This window comes from Micromonospora sp. NPDC047074, from assembly GCF_040643815.1.
Lineage (GTDB): Bacteria > Actinomycetota > Actinomycetes > Mycobacteriales > Micromonosporaceae > Micromonospora.
The window spans coordinates 40,542-58,678 of sequence record NZ_JBEYVB010000012.1 but is presented as its reverse complement, the minus strand read 5'-3'; the positions used below and the strand labels follow the sequence as shown (position 1 = coordinate 58,678).

General features: G+C 75.3%; 16 protein-coding genes and 3 pseudogenes. 11 read left to right on the top strand and 8 right to left on the bottom strand.

All coding sequences use genetic code 11. The features are described from left to right. Window positions 1-12: 12 nt before the first annotated feature. Entirely contained in the window at window positions 13-1,011 is a 999-nt protein-coding gene (locus ABZ809_RS17410) for an SDR family oxidoreductase (RefSeq protein WP_357563517.1), read from the bottom strand. A gap of 163 nt (window positions 1,012-1,174) precedes the next feature. On the opposite strand from ABZ809_RS17410, the gene ABZ809_RS17405 reads away from it, so the two are divergent. After that, window positions 1,175-2,374, top strand: a complete 1,200-nt coding sequence (locus ABZ809_RS17405; protein WP_357563516.1) for a glycosyltransferase — start codon at window positions 1,175-1,177, stop codon at window positions 2,372-2,374. Here ABZ809_RS17405 and ABZ809_RS17400 read toward each other — a convergent pair. The 4 genes and pseudogenes from ABZ809_RS17400 to aroA all read right to left on the bottom strand — a co-directional run bounded on the left by ABZ809_RS17400 (window position 2,329) and on the right by aroA (window position 6,556). Further along, window positions 2,329-3,262: pseudogene (locus ABZ809_RS17400) on the bottom strand (hypothetical protein). The gene ABZ809_RS17405 and the pseudogene ABZ809_RS17400 sit on opposite strands and share 46 nt — an antisense overlap. Before the next feature lie 59 nt (window positions 3,263-3,321). Beyond that, entirely contained in the window at window positions 3,322-4,140 is an 819-nt protein-coding gene (gene hisN, locus ABZ809_RS17395; RefSeq protein WP_357563515.1) for a histidinol-phosphatase, read from the bottom strand. A 28-nt stretch (window positions 4,141-4,168) separates the two neighbouring features. Then, the gene (gene rsgA, locus ABZ809_RS17390; RefSeq protein WP_357563630.1) at window positions 4,169-5,089 is read right to left on the bottom strand and encodes a ribosome small subunit-dependent GTPase A; all 921 of its coding nucleotides are present in this window, start codon (window positions 5,087-5,089) and stop codon (window positions 4,169-4,171) included. A gap of 165 nt (window positions 5,090-5,254) precedes the next feature. Further along, window positions 5,255-6,556 (bottom strand): 3-phosphoshikimate 1-carboxyvinyltransferase, encoded by a 1,302-nt coding sequence (gene aroA, locus ABZ809_RS17385; protein WP_357563514.1) that lies wholly within the window; start codon window positions 6,554-6,556, stop codon window positions 5,255-5,257. 102 nt (window positions 6,557-6,658) lie between these two features. Here aroA and ABZ809_RS17380 point away from each other — a divergent pair, with 102 nt between their 5' ends. The 5 genes from ABZ809_RS17380 (at window position 6,659) to rsrA (ending at window position 10,343) form a co-directional block, all read left to right on the top strand. Then, a complete protein-coding gene (locus ABZ809_RS17380) occupies window positions 6,659-7,369 on the top strand; it encodes an SOS response-associated peptidase (RefSeq protein WP_357563513.1) in 711 nt (236 codons plus the stop codon). Between the two features lie 196 nt (window positions 7,370-7,565). Continuing rightward, window positions 7,566-7,958: a WhiB family transcriptional regulator gene (locus ABZ809_RS17375; RefSeq protein WP_357087957.1), complete on the top strand. Its 393-nt coding sequence runs from the start codon at window positions 7,566-7,568 to the stop codon at window positions 7,956-7,958. 260 nt (window positions 7,959-8,218) lie between these two features. Further along, window positions 8,219-8,833 carry an alpha/beta family hydrolase gene (locus ABZ809_RS17370; RefSeq protein WP_357563512.1) on the top strand — a complete coding sequence of 205 codons (615 nt, stop codon included), beginning with the start codon at window positions 8,219-8,221 and terminating at the stop codon, window positions 8,831-8,833. A 396-nt stretch (window positions 8,834-9,229) separates the two neighbouring features. Further along, entirely contained in the window at window positions 9,230-10,054 is an 825-nt protein-coding gene (locus ABZ809_RS17365) for a sigma-70 family RNA polymerase sigma factor (protein WP_357563511.1), read from the top strand. A 1-nt stretch (window position 10,055) separates the two neighbouring features. Beyond that, complete coding sequence (gene rsrA / locus ABZ809_RS17360; RefSeq protein ID WP_357563510.1) at window positions 10,056-10,343, top strand: mycothiol system anti-sigma-R factor; 288 nt, start codon at window positions 10,056-10,058, stop codon at window positions 10,341-10,343. Window positions 10,344-10,482: 139 nt separating this feature from the next. Here rsrA and ABZ809_RS17355 read toward each other — a convergent pair whose 3' ends face one another. Beyond that, window positions 10,483-10,614, bottom strand: coding sequence for a hypothetical protein (locus tag ABZ809_RS17355; RefSeq protein ID WP_357563509.1), 132 nt, complete (start codon window positions 10,612-10,614; stop codon window positions 10,483-10,485). A gap of 361 nt (window positions 10,615-10,975) precedes the next feature. Between ABZ809_RS17355 and ABZ809_RS17350 the strand changes: the two genes are divergently transcribed. Continuing rightward, a complete protein-coding gene (locus ABZ809_RS17350; RefSeq protein WP_357563508.1) occupies window positions 10,976-11,191 on the top strand; it encodes a biotin/lipoyl-binding carrier protein in 216 nt (71 codons plus the stop codon). Continuing rightward, window positions 11,188-11,733, top strand: a complete 546-nt coding sequence (locus ABZ809_RS17345; RefSeq protein ID WP_357563507.1) for an N-acetyltransferase — start codon at window positions 11,188-11,190, stop codon at window positions 11,731-11,733. Before ABZ809_RS17350 ends, ABZ809_RS17345 begins: the two co-directional genes overlap by 4 nt. Here the strand turns inward: ABZ809_RS17345 and ABZ809_RS17340 are convergent. After that, the gene (locus ABZ809_RS17340; protein WP_357563629.1) at window positions 11,720-13,474 is read right to left on the bottom strand and encodes a tetratricopeptide repeat protein; all 1,755 of its coding nucleotides are present in this window, start codon (window positions 13,472-13,474) and stop codon (window positions 11,720-11,722) included. The genes ABZ809_RS17345 and ABZ809_RS17340 overlap by 14 nt on opposite strands. Before the next feature lie 250 nt (window positions 13,475-13,724). On the opposite strand from ABZ809_RS17340, the gene ABZ809_RS17335 reads away from it, so the two are divergent. The 3 genes and pseudogenes from ABZ809_RS17335 to ABZ809_RS17325 form a co-directional block, all read left to right on the top strand. After that, window positions 13,725-14,756 (top strand): SIS domain-containing protein, encoded by a 1,032-nt coding sequence (locus tag ABZ809_RS17335; RefSeq protein ID WP_357563628.1) that lies wholly within the window; start codon window positions 13,725-13,727, stop codon window positions 14,754-14,756. Window positions 14,757-14,781: 25 nt separating this feature from the next. Beyond that, window positions 14,782-16,035: pseudogene (locus ABZ809_RS17330) on the top strand (histidine kinase N-terminal domain-containing protein); the annotation flags it as partial. 162 nt (window positions 16,036-16,197) lie between these two features. Beyond that, window positions 16,198-16,437 (top strand): annotated as a pseudogene (locus ABZ809_RS17325) (ATP-binding protein); the annotation flags it as partial. Window positions 16,438-16,447: 10 nt separating this feature from the next. Here ABZ809_RS17325 and ABZ809_RS17320 read toward each other — a convergent pair. Continuing rightward, window positions 16,448-17,854 (bottom strand): glycosyltransferase family 39 protein, encoded by a 1,407-nt coding sequence (locus ABZ809_RS17320; protein ID WP_357563506.1) that lies wholly within the window; start codon window positions 17,852-17,854, stop codon window positions 16,448-16,450. Window positions 17,855-18,137 lie beyond the last annotated feature (283 nt).

Sequence of the window (18,137 nt, the reverse complement as noted above, 5' to 3'; positions counted from 1 at the left end):
CCGCCCGCGCCATCAGCGACCCGTCCTCGCTCGGCGGGCCATCGCGGCCACCGTCCCGACGGCCGTCCCCGCCGCCGCCAGCCCGAAGGTGGCGGTCATCCGGAGCAGGTGCCGCCGCCGGCCCTGCCAGCCGCCCCCGGGAAGCGCTAGCGCGTCCGCGTGGAAGACGTTTCCGGTGTCGTCCGGCCGCGGGGCGGGCCCGAACTGGGTGCGGCGGGCGTACCAGCCGAGCGCCCGCTCGGCGAATGCCGGGGCGAGCCGCCACTGGAGGCCGATCAGCCGGGCGGTCCCACCGGCGTACGCCTCACGCTTGGGGCGGCGCAGCAGCCGGACGATCGTCTCGGCCACCACCTCCGGCGGGTAGACCGGGGGCGGCGGCAGCACCTCGCGGCCGGTGTGGTTGGCGGTGTGCCGGAAGAACGGGGTGTCGATGCTGGCCGGCAGCACCGTGCAGATCGAGATGTTGCCCCGGCCGGTGACCCGCATCTCCTGGCGTACCGTGTCGGCCAGCCCGCGGATGCCGTGCTTGCTGGCGTTGTACGCCGACTGGTAGGGCATCGCCACCTCGGCCAGCACCGAGGCGTTGTTGACCAGCACCCCGCCGCCCGCCGCGCTCAGCTGGGGCAGGGCGGCCCGGGTGCCGTACGCGGCGCCGAGCAGGTTCACCTCCAGCACCCGGCGGAACTCCGCCATCGGGATCTCGTCGAAGAGCCCGACGGTGCCGACCGCGGCGTTGTTGACCCAACCGTCGATCCGGCCGAACTCGGCGACCGCGCGGGCCGCGAGCCGCTCGACCGCCGCCAGATCGGTCACGTCGGTCGGCACCGCCAACGCCTGTCCGCCCAGCTCCCGGCACCGCTCGGCGACCCGCTCCAGGGCCGGCCCGCTCCGCGCGGCCAGCACGACGGCGGTGCCGTGCCGGGCGAGGGCGTACGCGGTGGCCGTGCCGATGCCGCTGGAGGCGCCGGTGAGCACGACGGTGGCGTCAGCGAGGCTTCGGGTGAGCGGCATTCTTCGCCCGTACCCCCGCTGACCGGGGTCATGCCTGGCAGTTCCGGGCGCGTGGGCTCGCCGGGCGCTGCCCGATCTGCCAGGTTTCGGCTCAGGGGGGTCTGGTTAATGGGACCCTCTGACCGAGGACCACCCGCCCCAGAGAATGGCATGGAGGTGACCCATGCACGTCGGCCTCGTCTGCGCGCACGCCGGCCCGCCCAACCGTAACGACGGTCTGACCGTCGGCACCCACCAGCACATCGCGCGGGTTGCCACCGAGCTGGCCGCGCGGGGCCACGACGTCCGGGTGTACGAACGCCGCGACGACCCGGACCTGCCGGAGACGGCGACAGTCGACGGCTACCGGGTGGAGCGGGCGCCGATCGGCCCGGCCGCCCCGCTGCCCACCGCCGAGCTGGTGCCGCTGGTGGCCGCGTTCGGCGCCTGGCTGGCCGACCGGTGGAGCGACTGGCGTCCCGAGGTGGTGCACGGGCACTACTGGGTCGGCGGGCTCGCCGCGGCGCACGCCGTCCGGGAGACCGACATCCCGGTGGTGCAGACGTTCCACTCCCTCGGTGTCGAGCAACTGCGCCACCTCGGCCAGCAGTACTCCGGGCCGGGCGAGCGCATCCCGTTGGAACGGGCGCTGACCCGGGCCGTGGACATCGCGGTCGCCCAGTGCAACGACGAGGTCGACGAGCTGACCCGGATGGGGTTGCAGCGTGCCTCCGTGGCGATGGTGCCGGCCGGCGTCGACACCGCCCAGTTCCATCCCGACGGCGAGGCCGCCCCCCGCGACCAGCGGGCGCGGATCCTCTCCGTCGGCGGGCTCTCGCCCGGGCACGGCCAGGAGGACCTGATCCGGGCCCTGCGGATGCTGGGCGACGCCGAGCTGGTGATCGCCGGCGGCCCGCCCGTCGAGCAGCTCGCCAACCATGCCGAGGCGAGCCGGCTGCGCGAGCTGGCCGAGCGGAACGGGGTGGCCGACCAGGTGAAGCTGGTGGGCGCGGTGCCGCACGACCAGATGGCCACCTGGTACCGCTCGGCCGACGTGGTCGCCTGCACCCCGCACTACTCCTCCGCCGGCCGGGTCTCGCTGGAGGCGATGGCCTGCGGGGTGCCGGTGGTCGGCTACGCCATGGGCGGGATCGCCGACGCGGTGGTCGACGAGGTCACCGGCCGGTTGGTGCCGCCGGGCGACGTCCGCACGCTGGGCATGACGCTGCGCCGGCTGCTCGCCGACAACGCCGGGCGGTTCGCGTACGGGCACGCCGCCGTGGACCGGGTGCGGTGCAGCTACACCTGGGAACGGACCGCCGGGGCGCTGGAACGCCTCTACGAGCGGGTGGTCAGCCGCCGCAAGCCGGTCGAGGCGGTCTGAGGGAAGCCGCGGGCCCGCGGCCGCTCAGAGTGGGCGGCCGGGGGCTCCGACGCCGACCATGCCCCGCTGCCGGTCCCCGGCCACCGCGTGGTGGTGCTGGGGTTCGGCGTACCGGGTGAGGCCGATGACCGCGGCGAGGGTGACCAGGAAGCCGACGGCGGCGAGCCACTCCCGCCCGGGCCAGATCTTGTCGTTGAGCAGCAGCAGGCCGATGATCGCGGCGGGCACCGCCCCGGCGGCGTCCATCGCCGCCACGGCGGCCGTGGTCGAGCCGCGCTGCATGGCCAGGCCGAGCAGCAACTGGCCGACGATCGAGTGGGCGATCAGCAGGTAGAGCAGCGGATCCTGGACGAACGCCTCCGGCGTCGGTGCGGAGGCGAGCGGCCGGGCGGCGACCGCGGCGGCGGAGAACGCCAGCCCGGCCAGCGCGCCGAGCGCCACCGACCCGGGTGCCCCGTGCAGGCGTACCGCGAAGAAGCCGACCACGGCGATCACGCCGAGCGCCACCGCCAGGGCGACCATGCCGGCGGTGCCGAGCGGTTTGGCCGGCGCGGGCTCGGCGGAGAGCACCAGCGCGGTGATCCCGCCGAACAACAGCACCAGCAGGGCCACCTCGGCGGCCGGCAGCCGCCACTTCAGCACCAGTACGCCGAGCAGAGCGGTGACCCCGAGCCCGGCGGCGACGCTGGACTGCACCAGGAAGAGCGGCAGGTCCCGGCGGGCCAGCAGGGCCAGCACGAACCCGGCCACCTGGCAGCCCAGCCCGACCAGGTAGGTGCGGTGCCCCGCCAGCCGCAGCAGCAGCCCCGGGTCGAACGTGTGGTGCACGGTGGTGCGGGCGGCGGCGACCGACTGGAGCAGGTTGGCGACGCCGTACGCGATGATCATCGCCGCGAGGAAGCACCAACCGGAGGAGACCACCTGGCGAGGATAGAGGCTGCCGGAGGTCAGTGCTCGGTTGGCCGAGCCAGCCGGGCGAGGATGTCCGCGTGCAGCGCGCCGTTGCTGGCAACGGCGCTGCTCTCGGTGCCGGCGTCGCCGGAGGGGGCGGGTCGGCCGGCGAGATCGGTGAATGTCCCGCCCGCCTCGGTGACGATCGGCACCAGCGCGGCGACGTCCCACAGCGACAGTTCCGGCTCCACCATCACGTCCAGCGCGCCCTCGGCCAGCAGCATGTAGCCGTAGAAGTCGCCGTACGCCCGGCTGCGCCAGGTGTCGCGCATCAGCTGGAGCATGGCGTCCAGCCGGCCGGCGGACTCCCAGCCGGTCAGTGACGAGTAGCAGAAGCTCGCGTCCGCCAGGTCCCGGACCGCGGAGACCCGGATCGGGGCGCCGCCGGCCGCGTCCGGTCCCGCGTACGCGCCCTCGCCGAGCGCGCCCCACCAGCGGCGGCCGAGCGCCGGCGCGGAGACCAGCCCGGCGACCGGGCGGTCGGACTCCAGCAGCGCGATCAGGGTGGCCCAGACCGGGACGCCGCGGATGAAGTTCTTCGTGCCGTCGATCGGGTCGACCACCCAGCGCCGCCCGCCCGGGCCGCTGGCGGGCTCCTCGCCGTACTCCTCGCCGAGCAGGCCGTCGGCCGGCCGGTGCGTGGCCAGCAGCGCGCGGATCTCCCGCTCCACCGCCGTGTCCGCGTCGGAGACCGGGGTCAGGTCGGGCTTCGCCTCGACCCGCAGGTCGAGCGCGCGGAACCGGGCCGTGGAGACGGCGTCGGCGGCGTCGGCGAGCAGATGGGCGAGGGCGAGGTCGTCGGCGTACCCGGGCACGTCCGTCAACCTACCGACCCGGCCGGCGTCACGCGGCGGCGGGCGGGTCGCCCTCACCCGCGCGGGAGGCGAGCAGCCGGCGGTACGAGGCGAGCCGTCGCGGGTCGGCCTTGCCGGCGGCCACCCACGCGTCCAGGCCGCAGTCGGGCGCGTCGGGCGTGTGCGGGCAGTTGGCGGGGCAGTCGACAGTCCCCTCCACCAGGTCCGGGAAGCCGTGCAGCAGGCTGTCGGCGGAGACGTGCGCCAGCCCGAAGCTGCGGACGCCCGGGGTGTCGACGATCCAGCCGGCGTCGGCGTTCCCGCCGTGCGTCGGGCCCCCGGGCCGCCGGGGCAGTCGCAGCGCCACCGCGCTCGTGGAGGTGTGCCGGCCCCGGCCGATCGCGCTGACCGTGCCGACCGCCCGGGCGGCGTCCGGCACGAGGCGGTTGACCAGCGTCGACTTGCCCACCCCGGAGTGCCCGACCATGACCGAGACCCGCCCGGCGAGCAGGTCGCGCAGGGCGTCGAGGTCGGAGTCCGGGCGGATCAGCACGTACGGCAGCTCCAACTCGGCGTAGTAGTCGAGCACCGCCTCGGGGCCGGCCAGGTCGGCCTTGGTCAGGCAGAGCAGCGGCTCGATGTCGGCGTCGTACGCGGCCACCAGGCAGCGGTCGATGAACCCGGTGCGCGGCGGGGGATCGGCCAGCGCGCTGACGATCACCAACTGGTCGGCGTTGGCGACGACCACCCGCTCCAGCCGCCCCTCGGCGGTGGTCTCGTCGTCGTCGGCGGTGCGCCGCAGCACCGACGTCCGCTCGGCGATCCGGACGATCCGGGCCAGCGCCCCCGCCGCGCCGGAGGTGTCCCCGACCAGGCCGACCCGGTCGCCGACCACCACCGACTTGCGCCCCAGCTCCCGGGCGCGCATCGCGGTGACCAGGGGCGCGTCCGGCCCGGCGTCGGGCAGCACGCACGTGTAGCGGCCCCGGTCGACGGCGATCACGAAGCCGTCCACCGCGTCCGCGTGCCGGGGCCGGTTGCGGGTACGCGGGCGCGACGACCTGCCGGGCCGGACCCGTACGTCGTCCTCGTCGTACTCCCGCCGTCTGGTCGCCAGGACCCGCCCCCTGTCGTGTCAGCTCTTGCCGGTCACCATTGCCGACCATAGTGCCGGGAACTCGGGCATGGTCTTCGAGGTACACGCCACGTCGCTCAGTTCGATGCCCGGCACGGCCAGGCCGGCCACCGCTGCGGCGTGCGCCATCCGGTGGTCGTGGTAGGTCTCGAACACCCCGCCGTGCAGCGGCCGGGGCCGGATCTCCAGCCCGTCGGTGGACTCGGTGATGTCCGCGCCGAGCGCGGCGAACTCCCGCGCCAGCGCGGTCAGCCGGTCGGTCTCGTGACCCCGGATGTGGCCGACGCCGGTGAACACCGACGGCGAGTCGGCGAGCATGGCCAGCGCCGTCAGCGCGGGGGTCAGCTCGCTGACGTCGGAGAGGTCGGCGGCGAGGCCGTGCACCGTGCCGGTGCCCCGCACCGTCAGCCCGGCGGTGGAGAGGGTCACCTCGCCGCCCATCCGCTGGAGCAGCGAGCGGAGCTGTTCGACCGGCTGGGCGCTGCTGCGCGGCCAGCCCTGGAGGGTCACCTCGCCGCCGGTGACCAGGGCGGCGGCGAAGAACGGCACGGCGCCCGAGAGGTCCGGCTCGATCTCCCAGCCACGCCCCGCCAGCGGGCCTGGCTCGACCACCCACACGTCGGGGGTGCCGTCGTCGACCGCCGCGCCGGCGGCCCGGAGCATCTGCACGGTCATCCGCAGGTGCGGCGCGGACGGCACCGGCGGACCCATGTGCCGGACCACCACGCCCCGGTCGAACCGCGGCGCCGCCAGCAGCAACCCGGAGACCAACTGGCTGGAGGCGGAGGCGTCGATCACCACCTCGCCGCCGGCCACCCGCCCCGCGCCGAGCACGGTCAGCGGCAGGCTGCCGGTGACGGGGGCGTCCACCCGGACACCGAGGGAGCGCAGCGCCCCGATCAGGGGACCGAGCGGCCGGGTGCGGGCCTGCGGGTCGCCGTCGAAGGTGATCCGCCCGTCGGCCAGGCCCGCCACCGGCGGGACGAAGCGCATCACGGTGCCGGCCAGGCCGACGTCGACGTGCGCGGGGCCGACCAGCGGGTGGGGGCGGACCAGCCAACGATCGTCGTCGCTGATCGACATGTGCGCGCCCATCGCGCGCAGCCCGGCGGCCATCAGCTCGGTGTCCCGCGCGCGCAGCGGCCCGGCCAGGGTCGAGGGGCCGTTCGCGAGCGCGCTCAGCACCAGGGCGCGCGCCGTCATCGACTTGGAGCCGGGCAGGCGCAGCGTGGCGGCGACCGGGTCGGAGGCGGTCGGAGCGGTCCACGGCTGCGGCGGCCGGGTCGCGATCAGGTTCCCCACGGTTACATTCTGCCGCGTCACACGGCGCGTGACCCCGGCCGCCACCCCTCCTCCCGGCCAGCGGGACAGCCGCGCGGCGCCCGGCGCGTTAGCGTGTGCGGCATGTGCGGGAGGTACGCGACGACCCGGAACGCGGGCGACCTGAGCGCGCTGTTCGAGTCGCACGACGAGACCGACGGCCGGGTCGGCCCCGACCACAACGTCGCGCCCACCGACCCGGTGCCGCTGGTGCGGGTCAGCCCGGAGGGCCACCGTGCGCTGTCGGTCGGGCGTTGGGGGCTGGTGCCGTCCTGGTCCCGGTCGCCCGCCGGCGCCGCCCGCATGATCAACGCCCGTGCCGAGACGGTCGCCACCAGCCGGGCGTACGCGGGTGCCTTCGCCCGCCGCCGCTGTCTCGTCCCGGCCGACGGCTGGTACGAGTGGGTCCGCGGGGCCGACGGGCGCAAGCAGCCCTATTACATGACCCCGCTGGACGGCTCGGTGCTCGCCTTCGCCGGCATCTGGTCGGTGTGGGAGGGCACGGCGGGGCCGCTGCTGAGTTTCAGCGTCGTCACCACCGCCGCGATCGGCGAACTGGCCGAGGTGCACGACCGGATGCCGCTGCTGCTGCCCAGGGAGCGCTGGGACGCCTGGCTGGCCCCGACCCCCGAGCCCGCCGGCCTGCTCGCCCCGCCTCCGGCCGAGTGGCTGGCGGGGCTGGAGATCCGCCCGGTGGGGGCGGCCGTGGGGGACGTACGCAACGACGGGCCGCAGTTGACCGCGCGGGTGCCCGCCGCCCGGATCGACGCGCCGGAAGATCTGACACTTTTCTGACAGCTAGATGCATTGTCGGGTGTGATTTGCCAGTGTTGCGGGCGAAACGTCGCCCGGTTGTTCACCCATATTCGCCGTAGAGTCTTGTCCCGGTGTCCGGAAGTGCGATACAACACAGCGCCGGTAGTGGGTGCCGATTCGCACGGGGCGGACGGCACACATCGATCTTTGCCGGTCCCACGGGGGAGGTGGGTGGATGACCCGGGCACGTATGCCCCGGCCGCACGAGGTGGCCGCCGCACGACGGGATCCGCGACTGCTGCGGGCATTGCGGGAGCGGCGACAGGACGAGGCATGGCGGACCAGAGGAACATGTCAGAACGTCGATCCGGAGACGTTCTTCCCGGCGCCGAACGAGCCGGCCGACGCGGCCGTCGCGCTCTGCCGGAGCTGTGACGTGCAGGGTTCCTGCCTGGCCTGGGCGCTGGACGTGGGCGACTGTCACGGCGTCTGGGGCGGCACGACACCGCGTGAGCGGCGGGCGATGCTGGTGGCCTGGCGCGACGAGGTGCAACCGGATCCGGACGCCGCCGACGAGGCGGGTCCGCCGGTCCGGGACCGGCTGCTCACCCTGGTGCCGCTGAGCTGACCGCCGCCGGCTCCGTCGCCTGACTGGCCGCTGCCGGTCCGTTGCTCGACTGGCCGCTGCCGGCCTGCTGCTCGACGGGGCTGTGCTGGCGGACGTCGTTGAACCCGACTGGCCGCTGCCGGTCCGCCGTGTCGGGCCACTGCTCGATCGGCCGCTGCCGGGCCCACTGCTCGACTGACCTCCGTCGGCCGCCGCGTCGGCGGGCCGCCGCGTCGGCGGGCCGGCCCGCCGTCGTGTCCAGGACGTCGCAGAATGGGCTGATGCCGCAGCACGACGAGATTCCCACTCCACGCGGGCCCGCCCGGGTCGACACCGATCTGCCGCCGGGGCCGCCGGAGGCGTTGCTGGTGCTGGGCCATGGCGCGGGTGGTGACGTCGACGCCCCGGACCTGTGTGCGCTCCGGGACGCGGCGGTGGCGGCCGGCCTGGTGGTGGTCCGGGTGACACAGCCGTACCGCGTCGCCGGCCGACGCGCGCCGGCCCCGGCCGGACACCTCGACGAGGCGTGGACGGTCGTGCTCGCCGTGCTGCGGCGGCGGCATCCTGGCGTACCCCTGGTGGTGGGTGGGCGCTCCAGCGGCGCGCGGGTGGCCTGTCGGACCGCGCGGGCGGTGGGCGCCGCCGGCGTGGTCGCGCTCGCGTTCCCGCTGCACCCGCCCGGCCGCCCGGAGCGGTCGCGGGCGGCGGAACTGGACACGGGCCTGCCGACCCTCGTGGTCAACGGCGACCGCGACCCCTTCGGGGTGCCGGAGCCCGGCCCCGGAGTGCACGTGGTGACCCGCCCGGGCGAACGACACGACCTCCGGACGGACCCCACCGGCACGGCCGAGCTGATCCGAGCCTGGCTACACCACCACCGCTGGACCCACCCCTAACCCAACCCACCCCGCCCCCCGCGTCCCCGCGTCCCCTGGCCCCCGCGATCTTGCAGTTTGTGCCCGGGCAAAAGGGGCGATCCGTGCATTCGGGGGGCCGAAAGTGCAAGATCGACGGGATGGCCCGGCGTGCCGGGCCGACGCACCGCCCGTCCTGGCGGCGGGGTGCGGGGGTGGGGCGGGGGGCCGTTTCCGGGGGTGGCGGCGGGTCGTTGCATCGGATGGTGCCGGACGCCCGTCTCTGGGCGGCGGCGCCGGTCCTCCCAGGCCCTTCCTGGTCCCAGCGCCGGCTCTCGCCGGGGCCGGGACCAGGAACGGGAGGGCCGGCCGGAATGCCCCGCCCCGCCGGGGACGTTGCACCCCCCGGGAAGACATTTCTGGCGAGGGGGGAGACCGGTGCCGACCGAGACGCGGGTCCGGGAACGGGACGAGCGGGGGGCGCGGCAGCTGCGACAGCTGCTGGGCGGTCCGGACTGGCCCGCGGCGGTGCCGCAGGTCGGCCCGACCACGGTGAGTACGAGCACACCCGCCGGAAGTGAATCTGCGGGCACGTCCGTACGCGTATTCTCGGCGGGAAAGCAGCCGACGCGAGGGGATGTGCGGTTGACCACCGAGAAGACGGACGAGCGCAGGGCCCGCTTCGAGCGGGACGCGATGCCCTTCGTCGATCAGCTCTACGCCGCCGGGCTGCGGATGACGCGTAACCCGGCGGACGCGGAGGACCTGGTCCAGGAGACCTACCTGAAGGCGTACGCCGCCTTCCACCAGTTCGAGCAGGGCACGAACCTGAAGGCCTGGCTGTACCGGATCCTGACCAACACCTACATCAACTCCTACCGGAAGCGGCAGCGCCAGCCCATCCAGGCGCCGACCGACGAGATCACCGACTGGCAGCTCGCCGAGGCCGAGTCGCACACCTCCAGCGGGCTGCGCTCGGCCGAGACCGAGGCGCTGGACCGGCTGCCGGACAGCGACGTCAAGGAGGCCCTCCAGCAGTTGCCGGAGGAGTTCCGGCTGGCCGTCTACCTCACCGACGTCGAGGGCTTCTCCTACAAGGAGGTCGCCGACATCATGGGCACGCCGATCGGCACGGTCATGTCGCGGCTGCACCGGGGCCGGCGTAATCTGCGCAAGCTGCTCGAGCAGTACGCCGCCGAGCGGGGCTTCAGCGCTGCGGCGTCGAAGCGGGGCTCGACCGCCGCCGCCGGCCGGGAGGTGTGACGTGAGCTGTGGAGATCCGCACGAGACGGACTGCCGAGAGGTCCTCGCGGAGGTCTACCTCTACCTGGATCTGGAGTGCGCCGACGAGCGGCGCAACCTGATCCGCCACCACCTCGACGAGTGCGGCCCCTGCCTGCGCGAGTACGGCATCGAGCAGGAGGTGCGGGCGCTGGTCGCCCGCTGCTGCGGCAACGAGACCGCGCCCGACCAGCTTCGGGAGCGGCTGAGGCTGCGCCTCACCGAGCTGGTCGTCTTCGAGAGCACGGAGTCGCGGGAACTGGCCGACTGAGGTCGGCTCCGCCGGGTCGGTGGCAGGTCGCGGTCGCCGCCGCTGGGAAAGCGAAAGCCGGTGGCCCGGATCGTCATGATCCGGGCCACCGGCTTTTTTCGCTGACCGATCGGGGCCGGGCCGTGGGTCCGGCCGCCGGTCAGGAGTTGGGGCGCTTGCCGTGGTTGGCGCCGCTCTTCTTCCGGGCCTTCTTCTTCCGGGCCTTCTTCGCCATGGTGACCTCCTCGTGATGGTCGGATCCGCCCTGCGCACGACCTCGGCGCCGGTGCACGCACCGGTCCTCCCGGCGCCGGGGTCCGACCCGCTGATGCTAGTGCCGCCGGCACCCGCCGTCGTCCGCCGGGGCGGCCCGCCGTACGCCGCGCCGCCCGACACACCGGAGACCGTCGCCGACCGGGCACTCCGACCCGTGGCGGCCGGAGCGCCGGCCCCCACCCTCGCCGACCCGACCCGAGCGGGCCCTACCCGGCCCGACCCCGAGCGGGCCCGACCCGGCCTGACCGGAGCGCCCGCCCGGCGTACGTACCGGCCAGAGTGGATCATCACGGAGCCCCTGGCCGCTCCACGCCCGTCGGCGGCTGCCCGCATGATTGGATACGTCGGCAGGCAATCGCGAGAGGGAGGGCCGGGAGATGGCCGAGGAGATCCGCGCCGAGATGGTGGCGAACGTCTGGAAGGTCGTCGCGTCGGCCGGGGACACCGTGTCGGAGGGGGACACGCTGGTGATCCTGGAGTCGATGAAGATGGAGATCCCGGTCGTCACCGAGTCCGACGGTGTCGTCAAGCAGCTCGCGGTCAACGAGGGCGACGTGGTGCAGGACGGCGATCTGATCGCGGTGATCGATTGACCGGCCTCTCGGTCCGCCGGGCGGGGCCGGCCGACTTCGCGGCGGTGGCCCGGCTGACGGTGGCCGCGTACGAGGCGGACGGCCAGCTCAAGGACGAGCACGGCTACGCCGTCGCGCTCGCCGACGTGGCGACCCGGGCGGAGCACGGCGAAGTGCTCGTCGCCGTCGACGACGCCACCGGCGCGGTGCTCGGCTCGGTGACGTTCGTGCTGCCCGGCACCCGGTACGCCGAACTGTCCCGCCCCGGCGAGACGGAGTTCCGGATGCTGGCGGTGGACCCGGCCGCGCAGGGGCGGGGCGTCGGCGCGGCACTGGTCGAGGCGTGCGTGTCGCGGGCGGCCGAGCTGGGCTGCTCGGCCGTGGTCATCTGTATCCGCGACGGCTTCGCCACCGCCGCCCAGCGGCTCTACCGCCGGCGGGGCTTCGTGCGGACGCCCGAGCGGGACTGGACGCCCGTGGCGGGGGTGGACCTGCTCGGCCTCCGGCTGGACCTCCGCCCGGGAGGCGAGAGCACGGTCGGCCAGGTGGTCACCGCCGGGTGAGGCGCCGCCAGAGGCGGCGCAGGCCGGCCCGGGGCCGGGGCGCCCGGCGGGTGGCGGTCAGCGAGGTGGCCAGGGCCGCCGTCTCCGCGTCCAGGGCCGGGCTGGCCAGGGCCAGGTGGGCCAGGGAGCGCGCGATCGGCACCGCCCGGGACCGGGCGACCGTCGCCGCGTCGGCCAGCCGCTCCGTCACCACCCGGGCCACGTCGGGGCGCACCTCCGGTTCGACCCAGGCGGCGGTGACTAGGGCGAACAGCGCCGCCTCGGTGACCCAGTCCTCGACGCCCCAGACGAGGTCCAGCAGCACCTGACGCCGGGTCGACTCCGGCCACGGCTCGTCGGTGCGGTGGTGCAGCAGGCCGAGGCAGGTCCACACCTGGACGCAACGTACCCAGAGCGAGGGGTCCTGCCCGAGCACACGGCCCAGCGCGGTGGGCGGTGCCTCCGGGGGGTGCGCCAGCAGGCCGAGCAGGTCGGGCAACTCCAGGGTGGCCAGGCCCACCGCCGCGTCGTACGCCGCCGGCGGGTGCGGCCAGGACGGGTGGGCGAGCTGCCGCAGCCGCGCGACCGCCTCCGGCGAGGGCGCCGGCACCGCGGGTACGACCGCCGTCCCGTCGTGGCGCCAGAGCTGTCGGGTGCCCGCCCGCCGGGGTTCGCGCGGGTCCGGATCGGGCCCGCCGGCGATCTCGATCCGCAGGCCGGGCGCGGCCATCGCGGCGGTACGCAGCGCGCTGGGCGGTGCCGGCGAGTCGAGTCGTACGGTGGCGCCGACGCCGCCGTGCCCGTCGGTGGCGGCCTGCCGCAGCGCGTCCACGACGGCTCCGGCGGCCGGGGTGAGCTGCCCGAGCCAGGGGCGGCCGCGACAGCTCTCGGCCAGGTCGCCGTGCTCGTGCGTGTCGTCGGGATGGTCCCGGACGAAGTCGGCGAGCGCGACCAGGTGGGCCACGTCGCCGTCGCGCTGGTACCGCAGCCGGTGGGCGGTGTGCACGGCGCAGTCGAACGAGGGATCCCGGGCCAGCGCCCGGTCGATCCAGCCGAGGGCCTCGTCGAGCCGCCCGCTGTCGGCGAGGGTCCCGGCGATGTCGGCGTAGACGGTGAGGTCGTCGGGATCGTGCGCGACGGCGCGGCCGAGCGCCGCCAGCGCCTCGCGGGTACGGCCGGCGCTGCGGTACGCGTACCCGAGCCAGACCTCGCCGATCTTCGACGGCTCCGCGCGTACGCCCCGGGCGGCCCAGCGGATCGCCAGGGCGACCTCGTCGAGCCGCCGGGCCAGCGCGGACGCCGCGCCCAGCAGCAGGCCGTGCTCGGGATGCACGGCGACCGCGTTGCGGGCCAGCGTCAGGTAGGCGGCCAGGGCGGGCCGGCCGGCCCGGGGCACCGGGTCGGACACGGCGGCGCAGACCTGCATCAGGATCCGGGCGGCGCGGTCCGCATCGAGGCGGTCGGCGAGTTCCGGGGCGGTCACCCACGGCACCCCGGCCCAGTCCGTCCCCGGGGCGTAGCCGGTCGCCGCGACCAGCAGGTCCAGCCCTTCCGCGGGCCGGCCGGCGGCGGCGAGCAGGTGGGCGCGGGCCACCACGGCACCGACGAAGGCGTGGCCCCGCAGCGGGAAGAGTTCGATGCCGCCCCCGCCGTCGGCGGCGGCCAGCCGGGCGAGGGCCTCGTGCGCCTCGGGCAGGGTCGGGGCCCGGGCCAGCGCGGCGGCGACGTGACCAGCCGCGTGCGCCAGGTCGCCGTCGGCCATGGCGAGGCGGGCCAGGGTGAGTTCCTCCGTGGCGGGCAGTGGCCCGTCGTCCTCGGGCACGTGGTCCTCTCGCTCGTCGGGTGCTCCGGTTGGGCCGGGCAAGCGTAGGTGATGTTGCGTCGAGATGGTGATCATCTGCGCACTCATGCTCGTTCGATTGCTCGGTTCGAAGCAAACGTGCAAGACTGAGCAGGAAACGCGCGGCAATCGCGCAGTGGGAGGAGTTTCCGTGACACGTGCAGGGGCTGGCATGGCCGCCGACATCGACGAGCAGCCGGCTGGTTACGCCCGGTTGCTCTCCGCCGGGCACGCCGGGGCGATCGCCCGGGTGGCGGCGGTCATCGCCGAACGTCGCCCCCGGCACGTGGTCTTCACCGCCCGGGGCACCTCCGACCACGCCGCCCTCTACGGGGCGTACCTGACCGAGATCCGGCTCGGCCTGCCCGCCGGCCTCGCCTCGCCCAGCGTCGTGACCCTCTACGGCGCCACGCCGGACCTCTCCGACGCGCTGGTCGTCGGCGTCAGCCAGAGCGGCGGCTCGCCCGACCTCGCCGAGGTGCTGCGGACCGCCCGCGCCTCGGGCGCGCTGACCCTCGCGGTCACCAACGCGCCCGACTCCCGGCTGGCCGACGTCGCCGAGCTCAGCGTGGACATCGCCGCCGGGCACGAACGCGCGGTGGCCGCCACCAAGACCTACACCGCCGAGCTGCTCGCCCTGCTGATGCTCGTCGAGGGCATCCGGGCCGGCGACGGCGCGCTGCCCGCCGCCGAGCGCGAGGCGCTCGCCGCCCTGCCCGAGCTGGCCGCCCGTACCCTGGAAGACCCCACCCCGGCCCAGCTCGCCCCCCGCTACCGGTTCGCCGGCCAGCTCGTCACCACCGGCCGCGGGTACGCCTACCCGACCGCCCGGGAGGCCGCGCTGAAGCTGATGGAGACCTCGTACCTGCCGGCGCTCGCGTTCTCCGGCGCCGATCTGCTGCACGGCCCGCTCGCCATGACCGACCCGGACGTGCCGGTGCTCGCCGTGGTCGGCTCCGGGCCGGGCGGCCGGTCGATGGGCGAGGTGCTGCCCCGGCTCGGCGAACGCCGTGCCGACGTGGTGGTGGTCGGCTCCGCCGACGTCGAGGGTGCCACCCGGATGGCCGTCCCCGAGGTCGACGAGCGCTACGCCCCGCTGCTGGACATCCTGCCGTTGCAGCGACTGGCGCTGGCGTTGGCGCTGGCCCGGGGCGAGGACCCGGACGCGCCGCGCGGCCTGAAGAAGGTCACCGCGACGATGTGACGACGGGCGTGGCACGCTGGTCAGCGTGTCCACGCTGCGCGACCTCGCCGAGGAGCACACCCGCCTCCGTCCGGCCGACATAGACCACCTGCACCGGATCGCCGGCGACTGGCAGTTGCTGTCCGATCTGTCCTTCGCCGACCTGCTGCTCTGGGTGCCCGTGGACGGCGACGGGGCGTTCCTCTGCGTCGCCCAGGTCCGGCCGACGACCGCCCCCACCGCGTACCTCGACGACCAGGTGGGGCGGATCGTCGGCGGGCCCGAGGTGGCCCACCTGGAGGTGGCCCACCGGCAGGGCCGGATCTGGCGGGAGGGCGACCCGGTCTGGTACGGCGACGTGCCCGCCCGGCACGAGGCGATCCCGGTCCGGTTGCGCACCGCCGACGGCGAGGCCGGCGAGGTGATCGCCGTGGTCGGGCGGGACACCAACCTCTCCACCGCCCGCACCCCGAGCCAGTTGGAGCTGAACTACCTCACCACCGCCGACGACCTGGCCCAGATGATCGCCGACGGCACCTTTCCGCCGCCCCGCCATCCCGGGGAGACGACGTCGGCCCCGCGCGTCGGCGACGGGCTGGTCCGGCTCGACGCCAGCGGCAAGGTCACCTACGCCAGCCCGAACGCGCAGTCGGCGTACCGGCGGCTGGGCTACGCCTCCCACCTGGTGGGCGAGGACCTGGCGGCGCTGCACCGCCGGCTGGCCGGCGACCCGCTGGAGGGCACGGACGCGGCGAACGGCATCCTCGCCGCGCTGCGCGGCGAGGCACCGCCCCGCCGGGAGATCGACGCGCGTGGCGCGACGATGCTCACCCGGGCCCTGCCGCTGATGCCCGCCGGAGTGCCGATCGGCGCGCTGGTCCTGGTCCGCGACATCACCGAGGTACGCCGCCGCGACCGCGCCCTGATCACCAAGGACGCCACCATCCGGGAGATCCACCACCGGGTCAAGAACAACCTCCAGACCGTCGCCGCCCTGCTGCGGCTCCAGGCCCGCCGGGTGGGCATGCCGGAGGCCCGGGTCGCCCTGGAGGAGTCGGTACGCCGGGTCGCCTCCATCGCCCTGGTGCACGAGACCCTCTCCATGTCCAGCGACGAGGCGGTCGAGTTCGACGGCATCGTCGACCGGGTGGCCAGCGCCGCGACCGAGGTGGCCGCGACCGAGTCGACGGTCGGCATGCGGCGCGAGGGCAGCTTCGGGGTGCTTCCCGCCGAGGTCGCCACCTCGCTGGTGATGGTGCTCAACGAGTTGCTGCTCAACGCCGTCGAGCACGGTTTCCCGCCGCCCGCCGAGACGACCGACCCTGTTGTCGGGCCTGTCGCCGGGACGACCGACCCTGTTGTCGGGGCGGGCGGGCCTGTTGCCGGGGCGACCGGCACCGCCGCGGGGGCGCCGGAGGGGTCCGTTCCGGCCACGCCCGAACAGCCGCCTGCCCCGGCCCGGCCGGAGGTGGTGGTGTCGGCGCACCGGTTCCGGAAGATGCTGCACGTCTCGGTGGCCGACAACGGCCGTGGGCTGCCGCCGGACTTCGACGCGGAGCGGGGCGGCAACCTCGGGTTGCAGATCGTCCGGGCGCTGGTCACCGGCGAACTGCGCGGCACCATCGAGTTGCGCCCCGGCGCGAAGGGCGGCACCGAGGCGACGCTCGTCGTCCCGCTGGCCCGCAACGCCCCGGCCGGCTGACCGCCCTGACTCAACGGGCCAGCAGGGCGACGGTCAGCCCCGCGCGCGGCCAGACCCGGTCGACCGTGAAGCCGGCGCGCAGGGCGTCCCCCTTGGTCCCGCCGACAGCGGCCAGCGGATCGTCGCGCCGGCCGGCGACCACCAGCCAGACCCGCTGCGCGCCGGCCAGGCACTCGGCCGGGCGGGCACACTCGGCGGCCCACAGGTCGCCCCGGCGGGCCTGGTCCTCGGTCACCAGCACGTCCCGGGGCCGGCGGTCGCCCAGGTGGTACTCGAGCCCCAGGTCGAGGAAGAGCCAGCTCTCCCGGGGCGAGTAGACGACCACGTCGCCCGGCCGCTGACCGTCGGCGACGATCCGGGCGACGCCCCGGTAGTCCACCGTCGCACCGCGCGGCCACTCGTGGGTACGCCGCAGCGCCGCCTGGTCGGGCAGCCCGAGCAGCCCGGCCAGGGCGACCACGGCCATCGCGGACGGCAGCGGCACCGCCGCCAGCGCCGCGCCGGCCAGCAGGCAGGCGAAGGGCACCACGAAGACGAGGTACCGGGGCACCCAGAGCGGCACCACCAGCCCGGCGGCGAAGACCAGCAGCACGGGCAGCAGCACGGCGAGCCCGGGCAAAAGGGCGCGGCGGCCGAGCCGGGCCCCACCCAGCGCCGCGAGGCCGAGCAGCAGACCCCCCACCACCCCGCTCTGTGCCACCCCGGTCGGCAACGTCGTCAGGTCGGTCAGCCGGGCGGTGTCCACCCAGCCGAGCTGCCGGGACCGCTGCCCTCTCGCGAGCAACACCAGCGGTGCCAGCAGCAGCGCCGCCGGCACCAGGGCGAGCACCCAGCGCAGCGGGCGGTTCGGCGGCCGGTCGCGGCGAGCGGCGAACACCGCCACCGCGTGGGCGGCGAGCAGGGTGAGCGCGACCAGGTGGACGAGGCCGAGTGCGGCCACGGCGGCGGCGTACCCGGCCCAGCGGGCCCAACCCGGCCGGGTGAGCGCCTCGACCAGCAGCAGGGTCGCGAGCACCGCGAAGAGCGTGGCCAGCGCGTACGGGCGGGCCTCCTGGCCGTAGCGCGAGGTGCCCGGCAGCACCGCGAAGAGCAGCCCGGCGAGCAGCCCGGCCCGGGCACCGAGCAGCCGCTGCCCGAGGACCGCGGTCAGCCCCGCCGTGGCGGCCATGGCCAGGGCGGCGGGCAGCCGCAGCGCGGTGACCGAATCGCCGAAGACCGCCAGCCAGGCGTGCATGAACAGGTAGTAGGGGCTGGTGGCGGCGTCGATGGTGCCGGCGAGCCGGACCAGGTCTCCGGGCGAACGGCTGGCCGCGCTCCAGGTCGCCAGTTCGTCGCGCCACAGCTGCGCCCGGCCCAACCCGGCGATGGTGACCGTAAGGGTCAGCAGCGCCGGCAGCGGCCAGACCGGCAGCGCCAACCGGCGTGACCGCCCGGGCCGCGACGCCTGCTCGGTTCGGGCGGAGCGCTCGGTTCGGGATGCCTGCTCGAGTCGCGATGCCTGCTCGAGTCGCGATGCCTGCTCGGGTCGCGATGCCTGCTCGGGTCGCGATGCCTGCTCGGGTCGGGGGAAGTGCTCGGGTCGGGGGGAGCGTTCGGGTCGGGCGTCGAGCGGCGCGCCGTTTTCGTCGCCCGCTTGCCACTTATCGGACGATTCGCCCACGTATCGAGCCTTCCACCCCCGCCCGCCACACGGCCGGGAA